The 23,741-nt window shown below is 49.2% G+C and carries 1 protein-coding gene; it reads left to right on the forward strand.

From position 1 onward, the window contains the following. The first annotated feature begins 348 nt into the window (after positions 1-348). Complete coding sequence (locus tag HLV59_RS03870; RefSeq protein ID WP_171429371.1) at positions 349-23,730, forward strand: BapA/Bap/LapF family large adhesin; 23,382 nt, start codon at positions 349-351, stop codon at positions 23,728-23,730. Positions 23,731-23,741 lie beyond the last annotated feature (11 nt).

Here is a 23,741-nt window from a genome sequence, read left to right on the forward strand (position 1 = left end):
TATTTTATTAAGATATTAATAATTGTTATATGAATATTTTAATTAAATGATTTTTCAACAAATGGTAAATAGATAAATAATAAATTTGTTTTATATATAAAACGTTTAACGTGATTTTTCATTAAATTAACATAAGAAAAACCTAATAAAGACTTATATATAATTTGTATTAATTAAAATTTTTTCTTTAGGTACTTTAGTATTTGTTTTTTTTATTTTAAAGTGTTTAATGTAAAAATGATCACATTACTTAATGTTTTTAAGTTGTAGGTCAAAAACTTAGAAACATTAAGTAAAAAGAATTATACATAAAATCATTTAAATCAATAATATAAAAGGAATACAGATATGCCTGAAATACAAATTATTGCTAAGGATAATCATAAGACCTTAGCAACAACAGAGGGAACTTCTGCAAAACTTTCAGAAGCGTCGGTTGTATTGGTAAAAGTGGCTGCCAGTGATGTGTTGGTCGTAAATAGGGAGGGTACCAATGCAGTAATTCGACTGAAAAATGGACAAACCATTGTTATTGAAGGCTTCTTTAGTGGAACTGCTGAGCCTAAAGATAACAGCCTCGTTTTTCAAGATGAAAATGGACAGCTAATTTGGGCAAAATTCAAAGATGCTGAAAATGATGCGGACGCCGATGCAGACGCTGATGCAGATGCCGACAGTGATGTTGAACCTCAAGCTCTGGTAGCAGAAGATTTACCTGCTGCTTTACCAGCAGAAGCCCCACAAGAACTGGTATCTGATGTTATTTATCAACCTATTTCTTCAATTGAACCATTACTTTATCACGATGCAGGTATAAACCCATGGTTATGGGCTATCCCCTTAGTTGCGGGTGGTATTATTGCTGCAGCGTCGAACAGTGATAGTGATGATGATTCTTCAACACCTACCGATACAACACCACCAAGTACAGATGGGGTAAGTTTCTCAGTTAATCCTGTTACTTCAGATAATGTAATCAATTCATCAGAAGCAGCTGGTAACGTTACGATTACTGGCGTTCTTAAAAATATTCCAGCAGATGCGGCCACTACGGCCGTTACAGTTGTTATTAATGGGGTGACTTATACCGCAACTGTAGACAAGGTTGCAGGTACATGGACAGTAAGCGTACCAGGTAGTGGTTTGGTTGCTGATACAGATAAAACCATTGATGCCAAAGTAACCTTCACTGATGCAGCAGGTAATAGCAGCACAGTTAACGATACGCAAACATATACAGTTGATACTGCTGCTCCTACTACAGATGAAGTTGATTTCTCAGTTGATCTTGTAACAGCTGATAATGTGATTAACGCATCAGAAGCAGCTGGTGATGTCACGATTACTGGTGTTCTAAAAAATATTCCGGCAGATGCAGCAAATACAGTGGTCACTGTTGTGATCAATGGCCAGACATATACTGCAACTGTAGATAGTGTAGCGGGTACATGGACAGTAAATGTACCGGGTAGCGGTTTGGTTGCTGATACAGATAAAACCATTGATGCCAAAGTAACCTTCACTGATGCAGCAGGTAACAGCAGTACTGTTAACGATACGCAAACATACACACTTGACACGTCAGTACCGACAGTAGTACTTGAAGATGTTTCTACTAATGATAATACTCCTGCATTAACAGGTACTGTAAATGATCCGTCAGCGACTGTTGTGGTTACTATTGATGGTGTTGATTATCCTGCAGTAAATAACGGTGACGGCACCTGGACGCTTGCAGACAATACATTGCCAACACTCACCGATGGACCACATACTGTTACCGTGACTGCAACTGATGCAGCAGGTAATAAAGGTACTGATACCGGTGTTGTGACTGTTGACACAGCTGCACCAAATACAGCTGGTGTTAACTTTGCAGTTGATTCTGTTACTTCTGATAATGTAATTAATGCATCAGAAGCGTCAGGCAATGTCACTGTTACAGGTGTATTGAAAAATGTTCCGGCAGATGCAGCAAATACAGTGGTCACTGTTGTGATCAATGGCCAGACGTATACTGCAACTGTAGACAGTGCAGCAGGTACATGGACAGTAAGTGTACCTGGCAGCGGTTTGGTTGCTGATACAGATAAAACCATTGATGCTAAAGTAACCTTCACTGATGCAGCAGGTAATAGCAGCACAGTTAACGATACACAAACTTATACACTGGATACAGCTGCTCCTTCAGCGCCAGTGATTGACCCTGTTAACGGGACAGACCCAATTACAGGTACAGCAGAACCTGGTTCAACAGTAACAGTAACCTATCCTAATGGTGACACAGCAACAGTTGTAGCCGGACCGGATGGTATTTGGACTGTACCAAACCCAGGCTTAAATGATGGTGATAAAGTTGAGGCAATTGCTACTGATCCAGCAGGCAACCCATCTTTACCAGGTACAGCTACTGTTGATGCAGTTGCACCAGCAGTTATTCTAAATGATCTATTAACTAATGACAGCACACCTGCGTTAACTGGTACAGTGAACGATCCAACAGCCACTGTGGTTGTGAATGTGGATGGTGTTGACTATCCGGCGACTAACAATGGTGACGGCACCTGGACGCTTGCAGACAATACACTTCCTGCGTTAACTGATGGTCCACATACCATTACCGTGACTGCAACCGATGCAGCAGGCAATGCAGGTACAGATACAGGTGTTGTGACAGTTGATACAGCTGCACCGAACGCGCCAGTGATCGACCCAGTTAATGGGACCGATCCAATTACAGGTACAGCAGAGCCTGGTTCAACAGTGACTGTGACTTATCCAGATGGTAGTACGGCAAGTGTTGTAGCAGGACCGGATGGTACGTGGACTGTGCCAAACCCTGGCTTAAATGATGGTGATACGGTAACAGCAGTAACAGAAGATCCAGCAGGCAATACCTCAGGCCCAGCAACAGCTGTGGTTGATGCAGTTGCACCAGCAGTCGCTCTTGATGATGTGCTCACTAACGACAGTACACCTGCGTTAACCGGTACAGTGAACGATCCGGCAGCAACAGTAGTGGTGACTGTAGATGGTGTTGACTATCCGGCGACTAACAATGGTGACGGCACCTGGACGCTTGCAGACAATACACTTCCTGCATTAACTGATGGTCCACATACCATTACCGTGACTGCAACCGATGCAGCAGGCAATGCGGGTACCGATACGGCAGTGGTGACGATTGATACCACTGCACCAAATGCACCGGTACTTGATCCAATCAATGCAACTGACCCGGTGAGCGGTACAGCAGAACCTGGTTCAACCGTGACAGTCAGCTTCCCTGATGGCACCACTGCAACAGTCGTGGCAGGCACAGACGGCAGCTGGTCAGTACCAAACCCGGGTAACCTGGTAGATGGCGATACAGTGACTGCAACAGCGACTGACCCTGCAGGCAATACATCATTGCCGGGTACAGGCACAGTCTCTGCAGACATCACACCGCCGGTGGTTGCCCTTGATGATGTACTCACCAACGACAGCACCCCTGCGTTAACCGGTACAGTGAACGATCCGGCAGCAACAGTCGTTGTGAATGTGGATGGTGTTGACTATCCGGCAGTGAACAATGGTGACGGCACCTGGACGCTTGCAGACAATACACTTCCTGCGTTAACTGATGGTCCACATACCATTACCGTGACGGCAACAGACCCTGCAGGCAATGCGGGTACCGATACGGCAGTGGTGACGATTGATACCACTGCACCAAATGCACCGGTACTTGATCCAATCAATGCAACTGACCCGGTGAGCGGTACAGCAGAACCTGGTTCAACCGTGACAGTCAGCTTCCCTGATGGCACCACTGCAACAGTCGTGGCAGGCACAGACGGCAGCTGGTCAGTACCAAACCCGGGTAACCTGGTAGATGGCGATACAGTGACTGCAACAGCGACTGACCCTGCAGGCAATACATCATTGCCGGGTACAGGCACAGTCTCTGCAGACATCACACCGCCGGTGGTTGCCCTTGATGATGTACTCACCAACGACAGCACACCTGCGTTAACCGGTACAGTGAACGATCCGACAGCAACAGTCGTTGTGAATGTGGATGGTGTTGACTATCCGGCAGTGAACAATGGTGACGGCACCTGGACGCTTGCAGACAATACACTTCCTGCGTTAACTGATGGTCCACATACCATTACCGTGACGGCAACAGACCCTGCAGGCAATGCGGGTACCGATACGGCAGTGGTGACGATTGATACCACCGCACCAAATGCACCGGTACTTGATCCAATCAATGCAACTGACCCGGTGAGCGGTACAGCAGAACCTGGTTCAACCGTGACAGTCAGCTTCCCTGATGGCACCACTGCAACAGTCGTGGCAGGCACAGACGGCAGCTGGTCAGTACCAAACCCGGGTAACCTGGTAGATGGCGATACAGTGACTGCAACAGCGACTGACCCTGCAGGCAATACATCATTGCCGGGTACAGGCACAGTCTCTGCAGACATCACACCGCCGGTGGTTGCCCTTGATGATGTACTCACCAACGACAGCACACCTGCGTTAACCGGTACAGTGAACGATCCGACAGCAACTGTGGTTGTGAATGTGGATGGTGTTGACTATCCGGCAGTGAACAATGGTGACGGAACCTGGACGCTTGCAGACAATACACTTCCTGCGTTAACTGATGGTCCACATACCATTACCGTGACGGCAACAGACCCTGCAGGCAATGCGGGTACCGATACGGCAGTGGTGACGATTGATACCACCGCACCAAATGCACCGGTACTTGATCCAATCAATGCAACTGACCCGGTGAGCGGTACAGCAGAACCTGGTTCAACCGTGACAGTCAGCTTCCCTGATGGCACCACTGCAACAGTCGTGGCAGGCACAGACGGCAGCTGGTCAGTACCAAACCCGGGTAACCTGGTAGATGGCGATACAGTGACTGCAACAGCGACTGACCCTGCAGGCAATACATCATTGCCGGGTACAGGCACAGTCTCTGCAGACATCACACCGCCGGTGGTTGCCCTTGATGATGTACTCACCAACGACAGCACCCCTGCGTTAACCGGTACAGTGAACGATCCGACAGCAACAGTCGTTGTGAATGTGGATGGTGTTGACTATCCGGCAGTGAACAATGGTGACGGCACCTGGACGCTTGCAGACAATACACTTCCTGCGTTAACTGATGGTCCACATACCATTACCGTGACGGCAACAGACCCTGCAGGCAATGCGGGTACCGATACGGCAGTGGTGACGATTGATACCACTGCACCAAATGCACCGGTACTTGATCCAATCAATGCAACTGACCCGGTGAGCGGTACAGCAGAACCTGGTTCAACCGTGACAGTCAGCTTCCCTGATGGCACCACTGCAACAGTCGTGGCAGGCACAGACGGCAGCTGGTCAGTACCAAACCCGGGTAACCTGGTAGATGGCGATACAGTGACTGCAACAGCGACTGACCCTGCAGGCAATACATCATTGCCGGGTACAGGCACAGTCTCTGCAGACATCACACCGCCGGTGGTTGCCCTTGATGATGTACTCACCAACGACAGCACACCTGCGTTAACCGGTACAGTGAACGATCCGACAGCAACAGTCGTTGTGAATGTGGATGGTGTTGACTATCCGGCAGTGAACAATGGTGACGGCACCTGGACGCTTGCAGACAATACACTTCCTGCGTTAACTGATGGTCCACATACCATTACCGTGACGGCAACAGACCCTGCAGGCAATGCGGGTACCGATACGGCAGTGGTGACGATTGATACCACCGCACCAAATGCACCGGTACTTGATCCAATCAATGCAACTGACCCGGTGAGCGGTACAGCAGAACCTGGTTCAACCGTGACAGTCAGCTTCCCTGATGGCACCACTGCAACAGTCGTGGCAGGCACAGACGGCAGCTGGTCAGTACCAAACCCGGGTAACCTGGTAGATGGCGATACAGTGACTGCAACAGCGACTGACCCTGCAGGCAATACATCATTGCCGGGTACAGGCACAGTCTCTGCAGACATCACACCGCCGGTGGTTGCCCTTGATGATGTACTCACCAACGACAGCACACCTGCGTTAACCGGTACAGTGAACGATCCGACAGCAACTGTGGTTGTGAATGTGGATGGTGTTGACTATCCGGCAGTGAACAATGGTGACGGAACCTGGACGCTTGCAGACAATACACTTCCTGCGTTAACTGATGGTCCACATACCATTACCGTGACGGCAACAGACCCTGCAGGCAATGCGGGTACCGATACGGCAGTGGTGACGATTGATACCACCGCACCAAATGCACCGGTACTTGATCCAATCAATGCAACTGACCCGGTGAGCGGTACAGCAGAACCTGGTTCAACCGTGACAGTCAGCTTCCCTGATGGCACCACTGCAACAGTCGTGGCAGGCACAGACGGCAGCTGGTCAGTACCAAACCCGGGTAACCTGGTAGATGGCGATACAGTGACTGCAACAGCGACTGACCCTGCAGGCAATACATCATTGCCGGGTACAGGCACAGTCTCTGCAGACATCACACCGCCGGTGGTTGCCCTTGATGATGTACTCACCAACGACAGCACACCTGCGTTAACCGGTACAGTGAACGATCCGACAGCAACAGTCGTTGTGAATGTGGATGGTGTTGACTATCCGGCAGTGAACAATGGTGACGGCACCTGGACGCTTGCAGACAATACACTTCCTGCATTAACTGATGGTCCACATACCATTACCGTGACTGCAACCGATGCAGCAGGCAATGCGGGTACCGATACAGCAGTGGTGACGATTGATACCACCGCACCAAATGCACCGGTACTTGATCCAATCAATGCAACTGACCCGGTGAGCGGTACAGCAGAACCTGGTTCAACCGTGACAGTCAGCTTCCCTGATGGCACCACTGCAACAGTCGTGGCAGGCACAGACGGCAGCTGGTCAGTACCAAACCCGGGTAACCTGGTAGATGGCGATACAGTGACTGCAACAGCGACTGACCCTGCAGGCAATACATCATTGCCGGGTACAGGCACAGTCTCTGCAGACATCACACCGCCGGTGGTTGCCCTTGATGATGTACTCACCAACGACAGCACCCCTGCGTTAACCGGTACAGTGAACGATCCGGCAGCAACAGTCGTTGTGAATGTGGATGGTGTTGACTATCCGGCAGTGAACAATGGTGACGGCACCTGGACGCTTGCAGACAATACACTTCCTGCGTTAACTGATGGTCCACATACCATTACCGTGACGGCAACAGACCCTGCAGGCAATGCGGGTACCGATACGGCAGTGGTGACGATTGATACCACTGCACCAAATGCACCGGTACTTGATCCAATCAATGCAACTGACCCGGTGAGCGGTACAGCAGAACCTGGTTCAACCGTGACAGTCAGCTTCCCTGATGGCACCACTGCAACAGTCGTGGCAGGCACAGACGGCAGCTGGTCAGTACCAAACCCGGGTAACCTGGTAGATGGCGATACAGTGACTGCAACAGCGACTGACCCTGCAGGCAATACATCATTGCCGGGTACAGGCACAGTCTCTGCAGACATCACACCGCCGGTGGTTGCCCTTGATGATGTACTCACCAACGACAGCACACCTGCGTTAACCGGTACAGTGAACGATCCGACAGCAACAGTCGTTGTGAATGTGGATGGTGTTGACTATCCGGCAGTGAACAATGGTGACGGCACCTGGACGCTTGCAGACAATACACTTCCTGCATTAACTGATGGTCCACATACCATTACCGTGACTGCAACAGACCCTGCAGGCAATGCGGGTACCGATACGGCAGTGGTGACGATTGATACCACCGCACCAAATGCACCGGTACTTGATCCAATCAATGCAACTGACCCGGTGAGCGGTACAGCAGAACCTGGTTCAACCGTGACAGTCAGCTTCCCTGATGGCACCACTGCAACAGTCGTGGCAGGCACAGACGGCAGCTGGTCAGTACCAAACCCGGGTAACCTGGTAGATGGCGATACAGTGACTGCAACAGCGACTGACCCTGCAGGCAATACATCATTGCCGGGTACAGGCACAGTCTCTGCAGACATCACACCGCCGGTGGTTGCCCTTGATGATGTACTCACCAACGACAGCACACCTGCGTTAACCGGTACAGTGAACGATCCGACAGCAACAGTCGTTGTGAATGTGGATGGTGTTGACTATCCGGCAGTGAACAATGGTGACGGCACCTGGACGCTTGCAGACAATACACTTCCTGCGTTAACTGATGGTCCACATACCATTACCGTGACGGCAACAGACCCTGCAGGCAATGCGGGTACCGATACGGCAGTGGTGACGATTGATACCACCGCACCAAATGCACCGGTACTTGATCCAATCAATGCAACTGACCCGGTGAGCGGTACAGCAGAACCTGGTTCAACCGTGACAGTCAGCTTCCCTGATGGCACCACTGCAACAGTCGTGGCAGGCACAGACGGCAGCTGGTCAGTACCAAACCCGGGTAACCTGGTAGATGGCGATACAGTGACTGCAACAGCGACTGACCCTGCAGGCAATACATCATTGCCGGGTACAGGCACAGTCTCTGCAGACATCACACCGCCGGTGGTTGCCCTTGATGATGTACTCACCAACGACAGCACACCTGCGTTAACCGGTACAGTGAACGATCCGACAGCAACAGTCGTTGTGAATGTGGATGGTGTTGACTATCCGGCAGTGAACAATGGTGACGGCACCTGGACGCTTGCAGACAATACACTTCCTGCATTAACTGATGGTCCACATACCATTACCGTGACTGCAACCGATGCAGCAGGCAATGCGGGTACCGATACAGCAGTGGTGACGATTGATACCACCGCACCAAATGCACCGGTACTTGATCCAATCAATGCAACTGACCCGGTGAGCGGTACAGCAGAACCTGGTTCAACCGTGACAGTCAGCTTCCCTGATGGCACCACTGCAACAGTCGTGGCAGGCACAGACGGCAGCTGGTCAGTACCAAACCCGGGTAACCTGGTAGATGGCGATACAGTGACTGCAACAGCGACTGACCCTGCAGGCAATACATCATTGCCGGGTACAGGCACAGTCTCTGCAGACATCACACCGCCGGTGGTTGCCCTTGATGATGTACTCACCAACGACAGCACACCTGCGTTAACCGGTACAGTGAACGATCCGACAGCAACAGTCGTTGTGAATGTGGATGGTGTTGACTATCCGGCAGTGAACAATGGTGACGGCACCTGGACGCTTGCAGACAATACACTTCCTGCGTTAACTGATGGTCCACATACCATTACCGTGACTGCAACAGACCCTGCAGGCAATGCGGGTACCGATACAGCAGTGGTGACGATTGATACCACCGCACCAAATGCACCGGTACTTGATCCAATCAATGCAACTGACCCGGTGAGCGGTACAGCAGAACCTGGTTCAACCGTGACAGTCAGCTTCCCTGATGGCACCACTGCAACAGTGGTGGCAGGCACAGACGGCAGCTGGTCAGTACCAAACCCGGGTAACCTGGTAGATGGCGATACAGTGACTGCAACAGCGACTGACCCTGCAGGCAATACATCATTGCCGGGTACAGGCACAGTCTCTGCAGACATCACACCGCCGGTGGTTGCCCTTGATGATGTACTCACCAACGACAGCACACCTGCGTTAACCGGTACAGTGAACGATCCGACAGCAACTGTGGTTGTGAATGTGGATGGTGTTGACTATCCGGCAGTGAACAATGGTGACGGAACCTGGACGCTTGCAGACAATACACTTCCTGCGTTAACTGATGGTCCACATACCATTACCGTGACGGCAACAGACCCTGCAGGCAATGCGGGTACCGATACGGCAGTGGTGACGATTGATACCACTGCACCAAATGCACCGGTACTTGATCCAATCAATGCAACTGACCCGGTGAGCGGTACAGCAGAACCTGGTTCAACCGTGACAGTCAGCTTCCCTGATGGCACCACTGCAACAGTCGTGGCAGGCACAGACGGCAGCTGGTCAGTACCAAACCCGGGTAACCTGGTAGATGGCGATACAGTGACTGCAACAGCGACTGACCCTGCAGGCAATACATCATTGCCGGGTACAGGCACAGTCTCTGCAGACATCACACCGCCGGTGGTTGCCCTTGATGATGTACTCACCAACGACAGCACCCCTGCGTTAACCGGTACAGTGAACGATCCGGCAGCAACAGTCGTTGTGAATGTGGATGGTGTTGACTATCCGGCAGTGAACAATGGTGACGGCACCTGGACGCTTGCAGACAATACACTTCCTGCGTTAACTGATGGTCCACATACCATTACCGTGACGGCAACAGACCCTGCAGGCAATGCGGGTACCGATACAGCAGTGGTGACGATTGATACCACCGCACCAAATGCACCGGTACTTGATCCAATCAATGCAACTGACCCGGTGAGCGGTACAGCAGAACCTGGTTCAACCGTGACAGTCAGCTTCCCTGATGGCACCACTGCAACAGTCGTGGCAGGCACAGACGGCAGCTGGTCAGTACCAAACCCGGGTAACCTGGTAGATGGCGATACAGTGACTGCAACAGCGACTGACCCTGCAGGCAATACATCATTGCCGGGTACAGGCACAGTCTCTGCAGACATCACACCGCCGGTGGTTGCCCTTGATGATGTACTCACCAACGACAGCACACCTGCGTTAACCGGTACAGTGAACGATCCGACAGCAACAGTCGTTGTGAATGTGGATGGTGTTGACTATCCGGCAGTGAACAATGGTGACGGCACCTGGACGCTTGCAGACAATACACTTCCTGCGTTAACTGATGGTCCACATACCATTACCGTGACGGCAACAGACCCTGCAGGCAATGCGGGTACCGATACAGCAGTGGTGACGATTGATACTAGCGTTCCAGTAGTATCTTTAGATGATGTGGTTACTAATGATACGACTCCTGCTTTAACAGGGGCGATTAATGACCCAACAGCAACCGTGGTTGTGACTGTGGATGGTGTTGACTATCCAGCCACCAACAATGGCGATGGTACTTGGACGCTTGCAGACAATACACTGCCTGCGTTAACAGACGGCCCACATACAGTGACTGTAACCGCAACTGATCCAGCTGGAAATACAGCTACAGATACAGCTACGCTTACTATTGATACCTTACCTGCAGACCTGATCGGTGCGATCACGATTCCTGAAGACTTAAATGGCGACGGAATCTTAAATGCAGACGAGCTAGGCACAGACGGTACCTTCAATGCACAAGTGGCGTTGGGACCAGATGCAATCGATGGCACAGTGGTGAATGTGAACGGTACTAACTACACCGTGACAGCTGCTGATATTACCAACGGCTTCATCACTGCAGCGATTCCTGTTACAGGCGAAGGCCCTGTGACCATCCATGCAGAAGCAGTGGATGCGCAAGGTAACCTTGATGTTGCAGATGCAGACATCACAGTCACTGTAGATACCTTACCTGCAGACCTGATCGGTGCGATCACGATTCCTGAAGACTTAAATGGCGACGGTATCTTAAATGCAGACGAGCTAGGCACAGACGGTACCTTCAATGCACAAGTGGCGTTGGGACCAGATGCAATCGATGGCACAGTAGTGAATGTGAACGGTACTAACTACACCGTGACAGCCGCTGATATTACCAACGGCTTCATCACCGCAGCGATTCCTGTCACAGGCGAAGGCCCTGTGACCATCCATGCAGAAGCAGTGGATGCGCAAGGTAACCTTGATGTTGCAGATGCAGACATCACAGTCACTGTAGATACCTTACCTGCAGACCTGATCGGTGCGATCACGATTCCTGAAGACTTAAATGGCGACGGTATCTTAAATGCAGACGAGCTAGGCACAGACGGTACCTTCAATGCACAAGTGGCGTTGGGACCAGATGCAATCGATGGCACAGTGGTGAATGTGAACGGTACTAACTACACCGTGACAGCTGCTGATATTACCAACGGCTTCATCACCGCAGCGATTCCTGTCACAGGCGAAGGCCCTGTGACCATCCATGCAGAAGCAGTGGATGCGCAAGGTAACCTTGATGTTGCAGATGCAGACATCACAGTCACTGTAGATACCTTACCTGCAGACCTGATCGGTGCGATCACGATTCCTGAAGACTTAAATGGCGACGGAATCTTAAATGCAGACGAGCTAGGCACAGACGGTACCTTCAATGCACAAGTGGCGTTGGGACCAGATGCAATCGATGGCACAGTGGTGAATGTGAACGGTACTAACTACACCGTGACAGCTGCTGATATTACCAACGGCTTCATCACTGCAGCGATTCCTGTTACAGGCGAAGGCCCTGTGACCATCCATGCAGAAGCAGTGGATGCGCAAGGTAACCTTGATGTTGCAGATGCAGACATCACAGTCACTGTAGATACCTTACCTGCAGACCTGATCGGTGCGATCACGATTCCTGAAGACTTAAATGGCGACGGTATCTTAAATGCAGACGAGCTAGGCACAGACGGTACCTTCAATGCACAAGTGGCGTTGGGACCAGATGCAATCGATGGCACAGTAGTGAATGTGAACGGTACTAACTACACCGTGACAGCCGCTGATATTACCAACGGCTTCATCACCGCAGCGATTCCTGTCACAGGCGAAGGCCCTGTGACCATCCATGCAGAAGCAGTGGATGCGCAAGGTAACCTTGATGTTGCAGATGCAGACATCACAGTCACTGTAGATACCTTACCTGCAGACCTGATCGGTGCGATCACGATTCCTGAAGACTTAAATGGCGACGGTATCTTAAATGCAGACGAGCTAGGCACAGACGGTACCTTCAATGCACAAGTGGCGTTGGGACCAGATGCAATCGATGGCACAGTGGTGAATGTGAACGGTACTAACTACACCGTGACAGCTGCTGATATTACCAACGGCTTCATCACCGCAGCGATTCCTGTCACAGGCGAAGGCCCTGTGACCATCCATGCAGAAGCAGTGGATGCGCAAGGTAACCTTGATGTTGCAGATGCAGACATCACAGTCACTGTAGATACCTTACCTGCAGACCTGATCGGTGCGATCACGATTCCTGAAGACTTAAATGGCGACGGTATCTTAAATGCAGACGAGCTAGGCACAGACGGTACCTTCAATGCACAAGTGGCGTTGGGACCAGATGCAATCGATGGCACAGTGGTGAATGTGAACGGTACTAACTACACCGTGACAGCTGCTGATATTACCAACGGCTTCATCACCGCAGCGATTCCTGTCACAGGCGAAGGCCCTGTGACCATCCATGCAGAAGCAGTGGATGCGCAAGGTAACCTTGATGTTGCAGATGCAGACATCACAGTCACTGTAGATACCTTACCTGCAGACCTGATCGGTGCGATCACGATTCCTGAAGACTTAAATGGCGACGGTATCTTAAATGCAGACGAGCTAGGCACAGACGGTACCTTCAATGCACAAGTGGCGTTGGGACCAGATGCAATCGATGGCACAGTAGTGAATGTGAACGGTACTAACTACACCGTGACAGCCGCTGATATTACCAACGGCTTCATCACCGCAGCGATTCCTGTCACAGGCGAAGGCCCTGTGACCATCCATGCAGAAGCAGTGGATGCGCAAGGTAACCTTGATGTTGCAGATGCAGACATCACAGTCACTGTAGATACCTTACCTGCAGACCTGATCGGTGCGATCACGATTCCTGAAGACTTAAATGGCGACGGTATCTTAAATGCAGACGAGCTAGGCACAGACGGTACCTTCAATGCACAAGTGGCGTTGGGACCAGATGCAATCGATGGCACAGTGGTGAATGTGAACGGTACTAACTACACCGTGACAGCTGCTGATATTACCAACGGCTTCATCACCGCAGCGATTCCTGTGACAGGCGAAGGCCCTGTGACCATCCATGCAGAAGCAGTGGATGCGCAAGGTAACCTTGATGTTGCAGATGCAGACGTGACGGTAACAGTTGATACCTTACCTGCAGACCTGATCGGTGCGATCACGATTCCTGAAGACTTAAATGGCGACGGTATCTTAAATGCAGACGAGCTAGGCACAGACGGTACCTTCAATGCACAAGTGGCGTTGGGACCAGATGCAATCGATGGCACAGTGGTGAATGTGAACGGTACTAACTACACCGTGACAGCCGCTGATATTACCAACGGCTTCATCACCGCAGCGATTCCTGTCACAGGCGAAGGCCCTGTGACCATCCATGCAGAAGCAGTGGATGCGCAAGGTAACCTTGATGTTGCAGATGCAGACATCACCGTGACTGTTGATACCTTACCTGCAGACCTGATCGGTGCGATCACGATTCCTGAAGACTTAAATGGCGACGGTATCTTAAATGCAGACGAGCTAGGCACGGACGGTACCTTCAATGCACAAGTGGCGTTGGGACCAGATGCAATCGATGGCACAGTGGTGAATGTGAACGGTACTAACTACACCGTGACAGCTGCTGATATTACCAACGGCTTCATCACCGCAGCGATTCCTGTGACAGGCGAAGGCCCTGTGACCATCCATGCAGAAGCAGTGGATGCGCAAGGTAACCTTGATGTTGCAGATGCAGACGTGACGGTAACAGTTGATACCTTACCTGCAGACCTGATCGGTGCGATCACGATTCCTGAAGACTTAAATGGCGACGGTATCTTAAATGCAGACGAGCTAGGCACAGACGGTACCTTCAATGCACAAGTGGCGTTGGGACCAGATGCAATCGATGGCACAGTGGTGAATGTGAACGGTACTAACTACACCGTGACAGCCGCTGATATTACCAACGGCTTCATCACCGCAGCGATTCCTGTCACAGGCGAAGGCCCTGTGACCATCCATGCAGAAGCAGTGGATGCGCAAGGTAACCTTGATGTTGCAGATGCAGACGTGACGGTAACAGTTGATACCTTACCTGCAGACCTGATCGGTGCGATCACGATTCCTGAAGACTTAAATGGCGACGGTATCTTAAATGCAGACGAGCTAGGCACAGACGGTACCTTCAATGCACAAGTGGCGTTGGGACCAGATGCAATCGATGGCACAGTGGTGAATGTGAACGGTACTAACTACACCGTGACAGCCGCTGATATTACCAACGGCTTCATCACCGCAGCGATTCCTGTCACAGGCGAAGGCCCTGTGACCATCCATGCAGAAGCAGTGGATGCGCAAGGTAACCTTGATGTTGCAGATGCAGACGTGACGGTAACAGTTGATACCTTACCTGCAGACCTGATCGGTGCGATCACGATTCCTGAAGACTTAAATGGCGACGGTATCTTAAATGCAGACGAGCTAGGCACAGACGGTACCTTCAATGCACAAGTGGCGTTGGGACCAGATGCAATCGATGGCACAGTGGTGAATGTGAACGGTACTAACTACACCGTGACAGCCGCTGATATTACCAACGGCTTCATCACCGCAGCGATTCCTGTCACAGGCGAAGGCCCTGTGACCATCCATGCAGAAGCAGTGGATGCGCAAGGTAACCTTGATGTTGCAGATGCAGACGTGACGGTAACAGTTGATACCTTACCTGCAGACCTGATCGGTGCGATCACGATTCCTGAAGACTTAAATGGCGACGGTATCTTAAATGCAGACGAGCTAGGCACAGACGGTACCTTCAATGCACAAGTGGCGTTGGGACCAGATGCAATCGATGGCACAGTGGTGAATGTGAACGGTACTAACTACACCGTGACAGCCGCTGATATTACCAACGGCTTCATCACCGCAGCGATTCCTGTTACAGGCGAAGGCCCTGTGACCATCCATGCAGAAGCAGTGGATGCGCAAGGTAACCTTGATGTTGCAGATGCAGACGTGACGGTAACAGTTGATACCTTACCTGCAGACCTGATCGGTGCGATCACGATTCCTGAAGACTTAAATGGCGACGGTATCTTAAATGCAGACGAGCTAGGCACAGACGGTACCTTCAATGCACAAGTGGCGTTGGGACCAGATGCAATCGATGGCACAGTAGTGAATGTGAACGGTACTAACTACACCGTGACAGCCGCTGATATTACCAACGGCTTCATCACCGCAGCGATTCCTGTCACAGGCGAAGGCCCTGTGACCATCCATGCAGAAGCAGTGGATGCGCAAGGTAACCTTGATGTTGCAGATGCAGACATCACAGTCACTGTAGATACCTTACCTGCAGACCTGATCGGTGCGATCACGATTCCTGAAGACTTAAATGGCGACGGTATCTTAAATGCAGACGAGCTAGGCACAGACGGTACCTTCAATGCACAAGTGGCGTTGGGACCAGATGCAATCGATGGCACAGTGGTGAATGTGAACGGTACTAACTACACCGTGACAGCTGCTGATATTACCAACGGCTTCATCACCGCAGCGATTCCTGTCACAGGCGAAGGCCCTGTGACCATCCATGCAGAAGCAGTGGATGCGCAAGGTAACCTTGATGTTGCAGATGCAGACATCACCGTGACTGTTGATACCTTACCTGCAGACCTGATCGGTGCGATCACGATTCCTGAAGACTTAAATGGCGACGGTATCTTAAATGCAGACGAGCTAGGCACGGACGGTACCTTCAATGCACAAGTGGCGTTGGGACCAGATGCAATCGATGGCACAGTGGTGAATGTGAACGGTACTAACTACACCGTGACAGCTGCTGATATTACCAACGGCTTCATCACCGCAGCGATTCCTGTCACAGGCGAAGGCCCTGTGACCATCCATGCAGAAGCAGTGGATGCGCAAGGTAACCTTGATGTTGCAGATGCAGACGTGACGGTAACAGTTGATACCTTACCTGCAGACCTGATCGGTGCGATCACGATTCCTGAAGACTTAAATGGCGACGGTATCTTAAATGCAGACGAGCTAGGCACAGACGGTACCTTCAATGCACAAGTGGCGTTGGGACCAGATGCAATCGATGGCACAGTGGTGAATGTGAACGGTACTAACTACACCGTGACAGCCGCTGATATTACCAACGGCTTCATCACCGCAGCGATTCCTGTCACAGGCGAAGGCCCTGTGACCATCCATGCAGAAGCAGTGGATGCGCAAGGTAACCTTGATGTTGCAGATGCAGACATCACCGTGACTGTTGATACCTTACCTGCAGACCTGATCGGTGCGATCACGATTCCTGAAGACTTAAATGGCGACGGTATCTTAAATGCAGACGAGCTAGGCACAGACGGTACCTTCAATGCACAAGTGGCGTTGGGACCAGATGCAATCGATGGCACAGTGGTGAATGTGAACGGTACTAACTACACCGTGACAGCCGCTGATATTACCAACGGCTTCATCACCGCAGCGATTCCTGTCACAGGCGAAGGCCCTGTGACCATCCATGCAGAAGCAGTGGATGCGCAAGGTAACCTTGATGTTGCAGATGCAGACGTGACGGTAACAGTTGATACCTTACCTGCAGACCTGATCGGTGCGATCACGATTCCTGAAGACTTAAATGGCGACGGTATCTTAAATGCAGACGAGCTAGGCACAGACGGTACCTTCAATGCACAAGTGGCGTTGGGACCAGATGCAATCGATGGCACAGTGGTGAATGTGAACGGTACTAACTACACCGTGACAGCCGCTGATATTACCAACGGCTTCATCACCGCAGCGATTCCTGTCACAGGCGAAGGCCCTGTGACCATCCATGCAGAAGCAGTGGATGCGCAAGGTAACCTTGATGTTGCAGATGCAGACATCACCGTGACTGTTGATACCTTACCTGCAGACCTGATCGGTGCGATCACGATTCCTGAAGACTTAAATGGCGACGGTATCTTAAATGCAGACGAGCTAGGCACAGACGGTACCTTCAATGCACAAGTGGCGTTGGGACCAGATGCAATCGATGGCACAGTGGTGAATGTGAACGGTACTAACTACACCGTGACAGCAGCTGATATTACCAACGGCTTCATCACAGCAACTCTGGATGCGACAGCAGCAGATCCTGTGACTGGTCAGATTGTAATTCATGCTGAGGCTGTAGATGCACAAGGTAATGTCGATGTTGCTGATGCAGATGTAACCTTAACTATTGATACAACTCCACAAGATCTGATTACAGCGATTACGGTTCCTGAAGACTTAAATGGCGATGGTATCTTAAATGCAGCAGAACTTGGTACAGATGGTACATTCCAGGCACAAGTGGCGTTGGGACCAGATGCAATCGATGGCACAGTGGTGAATGTGAACGGTACTAACTACACCGTGACAGCAGCTGATATTACCAACGGCTTCATCACAGCAACTCTGGATGCGACAGCAGCAGATCCTGTGACTGGTCAGATTGTAATTCATGCTGAGGCTGTAGATGCACAAGGTAATGTCGATGTTGCTGATGCAGATGTAACCTTAACTATTGATACAACTCCACAAGATCTGATTACAGCGATTACGGTTCCTGAAGACTTAAATGGCGATGGTATCTTAAATGCAGCAGAACTTGGTACAGATGGTACATTCAATGCACAAGTGGCGTTGGGACCAGATGCAATCGATGGCACAGTAGTGAATGTGAACGGTACTAACTACACCGTGACAGCAGCTGACCTTGTAAATGGCTTTATCACAGCAACTCTGGATGCAACAGCAGCAGATCCTGTGACTGGTCAGATTGTGATTCATGCTGAGGCTGTAGATGCTCAAGGTAATGTCGATGTTGCTGATGCCGATGTAACCTTAACCATTGATACAACTCCACAAGATCTGATTACAGCGATTACGGTTCCTGAAGACTTAAATGGCGATGGTATCTTAAATGCAGCAGAACTTGGTACAGATGGTACATTCAATGCACAAGTGGCGTTGGGACCAGATGCAATCGATGGCACAGTAGTGAATGTGAACGGTACTAACTACACCGTGACAGCAGCTGACCTTGTAAATGGCTTTATCACAGCAACTCTGGATGCAACAGCAGCAGATCCTGTGACTGGTCAGATTGTGATTCATGCTGAGGCTGTAGATGCTCAAGGTAATGTCGATGTTGCTGATGCCGATGTAACCTTAACCATTGATACAACTCCACAAGATCTGATTACAGCGATTACGGTTCCTGAAGACTTAAATGGCGATGGTATCTTAAATGCAGCAGAACTTGGTACAGATGGTACATTCAATGCACAAGTGGCGTTGGGACCAGATGCAATCGATGGCACAGTAGTGAATGTGAACGGTACTAACTACACCGTGACAGCAGCTGACCTTGTAAATGGCTTTATCACAGCAACTCTGGATGCAACAGCAGCAGATCCTGTGACTGGTCAGATTGTGATTCATGCTGAGGCTGTAGATGCTCAAGGTAATGTCGATGTTGCTGATGCCGATGTAACCTTAACCATTGATACAACTCCACAAGATCTGATTACAGCGATTACGGTTCCTGAAGACTTAAATGGCGATGGTATCTTAAATGCAGCAGAACTTGGTACAGATGGTACATTCAATGCACAAGTGGCGTTGGGACCAGATGCAATCGATGGCACAGTAGTGAATGTGAACGGTACTAACTACACCGTGACAGCAGCTGACCTTGTAAATGGCTTTATCACAGCAACTCTGGATGCAACAGCAGCAGATCCTGTGACTGGTCAGATTGTGATTCATGCTGAGGCTGTAGATGCTCAAGGTAACGTCGATGTTGCTGATGCAGATGTAACGGTAACTCTAGATGTTACTCCACCTGATATCACTACAACTGTGTTAGCAATTGACCCAGTTACTGCTGATAACATTTTGGATGCGACAGAAGCTGGTGGATCAGTGACCTTAACAGGTACATTGACTAACATTCCTACAGATGCAGCTACAACAGGTGTTGTGGTTACTGTAAATGGTGTTGACTATACAGCGACAGTTGATGCAGTAGCAGGAACTTGGACAGTTGATGTATTAGGTAGTGACCTTGCAGCAGATCTAGATTTAACAGTTGATGCTACTGCGACATTCACAGACCTCGCAGGAAACGCTAGTACACTTCAAGATACGCAAACTTATACTCTTGCAAGCTCTATCATTGCTTTCGATAACACTGATACAGCTGTACTTGCTCCTCAACCATTGCTTGTACAAGATGATGCAGCACTAGGAAGCAATACTTATCTAGCACTTGTATCACTTGCTGGACTTGATTTGCAGTTAGGATCAGAGTCAATCGGCTTTACAGTAGCTGCTGGTCAAGAAGGCAATGCGACCTTTACTTACAGCGCTTTAATTGGAGTAGATGCATTATCTGATTACTCTCTAGTAGTTCAGAAACTTGATCCAGTAACAGGCCAATGGACTTCGGTCTATGGTGGTGGTGAGGCTGATATTCTTGATCTTACTTTACTAGGTTCAACTCCTGGTGTGGTTCTTGATGGTCTAGAAGAAGGACAATACCGTGCATTCATGACTTACAACGGTCTTCTAGGTATCGGTTTACTGGGTACCTTAACTGGCACAATGGATGTTTATGACACAACACAAGTAGGTGGATATTACACTGAAGTTGCTGATGGGAATGTGATTACTGATATCAATACCAGTGGTGAAACAGACGTTGTAACCGCTACGACTGTAGTTACAGCGGTAAATGGTCAGCCTGTTACAGCGGTAGATACTGTGATTAATGGGTTGTATGGTACGTTGGTAATCGATCCAGACGGTACATACACTTATACGCCTAATGCAAGTGCAACCGGTGTAGGTCAAACAGATGTATTTGTCTACACATTAACTGATCCTGTAACTGGTGATACGGCTGAAGCAAACCTCAATATTCAATTGAGCTCTGTGAAAGCAATGGATAATGTTGTAACTGCAGAGATCAACCCAGAACCGTTGCTAGTTGCAGATGATGTTGCTCTAGGTAGTTCAACTTACCTTGCAGCAGTATCGTTGGCTGGTCTGGACTTACAATTGCTTGGTAACGACGCAATTGAGTTTACTGTTGATCCAAACCGCGAAGGTACAGCAACGTTCACATTCGATGCGATAATCACAGCAGATTTACTCAGTGATTATGCGATTGTTGTTCAGAAATTTGATGAAGCAACAGGTCAATGGGTATCGATTGGTGGTACTAACCCAGAAGCTTCACTCATCGATCTAACGCTTATCGGTGGTACGCCAACAGCTGTTCTTGAAGGATTGGATGCCGGTCAGTATCGCGCATTCATCGGATATGAAGGCTTGCTAGGTGTAGGTTTGGGCGGAACATTAACTGGTACGATGGATGTCTACAATCCATACATCGTGGCTAGTTACTCTGTTGAGCCGATCTCTGGCAATCTCATCAAAGATGCGAGCCTCACTGGTGAAGTTGATGCAGCAAGCAGCAGTGCTGTGATCTCTCAAGTGAATGGTATTGCGGTTGATCCAGTTGCTGGTGCAACAATCACTGGTACATACGGTACATTGGTGATAGACCAAGATGGTAACTACACTTATACCCCAACTGTAGACGGAGCAAATCTAGGTCAGGTAGATCAATTTACCTACACCTTGCTTGATCCTGTAACAGGTAACACTTCTGAGGCAACACTTTATGTTCGTCTCGATAGTGACAGTGTAGATATGACTTGGAACGATGCAGATCCATCTCAACCAGCTGTAATCACTAGTCCGCTTCCTGTAGATGCAATGGATAACGTTGCTTCTGCTGAAATAGACATGGTTTATCCTGTAACAACTGAAGTACTTGATAACGCGATCAGCTATAACTGGTTACTCGGTGTAGGTGGAATTGTTATCGGTTCGAAAGAAGGTACAGCAACATTTACAGTTGACCCAGGTAACCTGACTGATGCGATTATTGCAGTGAACTTTGGTTCGGTTGCTACGGTTGTCGATGGTTTACATGTGGTATTAACACGATTAAATCCAGATGGCACTCGTACTGTAGTAGCGGATAGTTCTGATACTGGCGTGATTGATTTGTTAGGTATCTTTGGTTCTGAAGTTCAATTCAAGATTGATAACTTAAGTGCCGGTACTTATGAGTTGTTCATGGAAAGCAACACATTACTTACAGCTCTAGGTAGTGTTACTGCGGATATCACGCTAAATCATGGTGATATCACTCAACCGCCTGTACTGGTTGTTGACCCTGTAACTGGTAATGTACTCTCTGATGATAACTCTGCGGTTTACGGTACAAACTATGTGCCGGACTACATTACAACAACTTCAGTAGTAACTGCTGTTACAGCTGAAAATGGCAATACAACTACAGTTGTAGCGGGTACTCCAGCAACGGTTGTAGGCGTATATGGAACTCTGACTATTAATGCAGATGGTACTTATAGTTATCAGGCAACTGCGGATATGGCGAATGTAGGTAAAGTTGATAGCTTCACTTACACAGTGACAGATCCTGTAACTGGTAGAACTGATACCGCTACATTACATGTTCAAGTTGGTTCGCCAGATGTTGATGTCACTTGGAATACAGCAGATCCTTCGGCAGATGCTACTCTTCCAACGCCATCTGTAACAGCTGATACAGATGATGCAACAATCAGCATGGCACCTGTGGTAGATCCAGTTGTGGATGTAACAAGTCCAAATGTTTCGATTAGTCTTTTTGATAATAGTAATACTGTATTGTCAAATAACTTTACTGTAGCGGCCAATACTGTAGCGGATGTCAATCTACAAATGCTTTATACGGCTACTTTAAGCTTATCGGCATTACCAACTGTAGGTTATGTAATCCAACGCTCTACAGATGGCGGCACAACTTGGGTAGATACAGTGTACTCTGGCTCTCAAACTGCTTTAGCTGGTGTACTTGGAGCACCTGCTTTATCTGATTCGGTAGCTCATCTGTCAGAAGGCCTATACCGAGTACAGTTCAGTTTATCTAGTTTGATCTCAATTGGTAACGTAACTCTGGATACTGTAGTGAATACTACTGCTACGCATCTAGACCAATACACACCAGATGGTCAAACAGATTGGATTACTGGAAACGTCCTTACTAATGATGTCGTAGAAGGTACTCAGCTCTATGTAATGAACTCAACAACTGGCACATATGAACTAGCTGCTGGTCAAGGAGTCAATACAGGTGAAGGTACGTTATATCTATACAATGATGGTTCTTACTTCTACAAACCATTAGACAGCGCTGCAAATGCGACAGTTGATGTGATTGATTACAAGTTGGTTTCAGTGATTGATGGCAGTGAATATGTTTCTTCATTGACGATTAACTTGAGTCAAGAGTTGAATAGCCTTGCAGTAAGTACTGCGGCAAATGATACATTTGCTCTTGGTAATGGCTCGGATACCTTGATCTACAACACATTAACAGCTGCAAGTGTAACTAACGCAACTGGTGGTAACACAACAACAGGTGGTGTAGATGTATGGACTGACTTCCATATAGGTGATACTGCAACGGATGATCAGGCTGATAAGATTGACTTGAGTAACTTGTTAATTGGTTCACAAACTAGCTTAACAATCGGTCAATATGTGTCAGTAAGCTACGATGCTGGTACTCAAACTGCGACAATCAGCGTAGACCGTGATGGTGGATTACTTGTAGAAGGTACTTACACTGAAACACCATTGCTTCAATTGACTAACCTTACTGGTCCAGTCACATTGAATGACTTGATCAACAATGGTCAAATCATTTTCTAATCCGACAATCG

Source organism: Acinetobacter lactucae (assembly GCF_013122135.1).
GTDB classification, from domain to species: Bacteria; Pseudomonadota; Gammaproteobacteria; order Pseudomonadales; family Moraxellaceae; genus Acinetobacter; species Acinetobacter lactucae.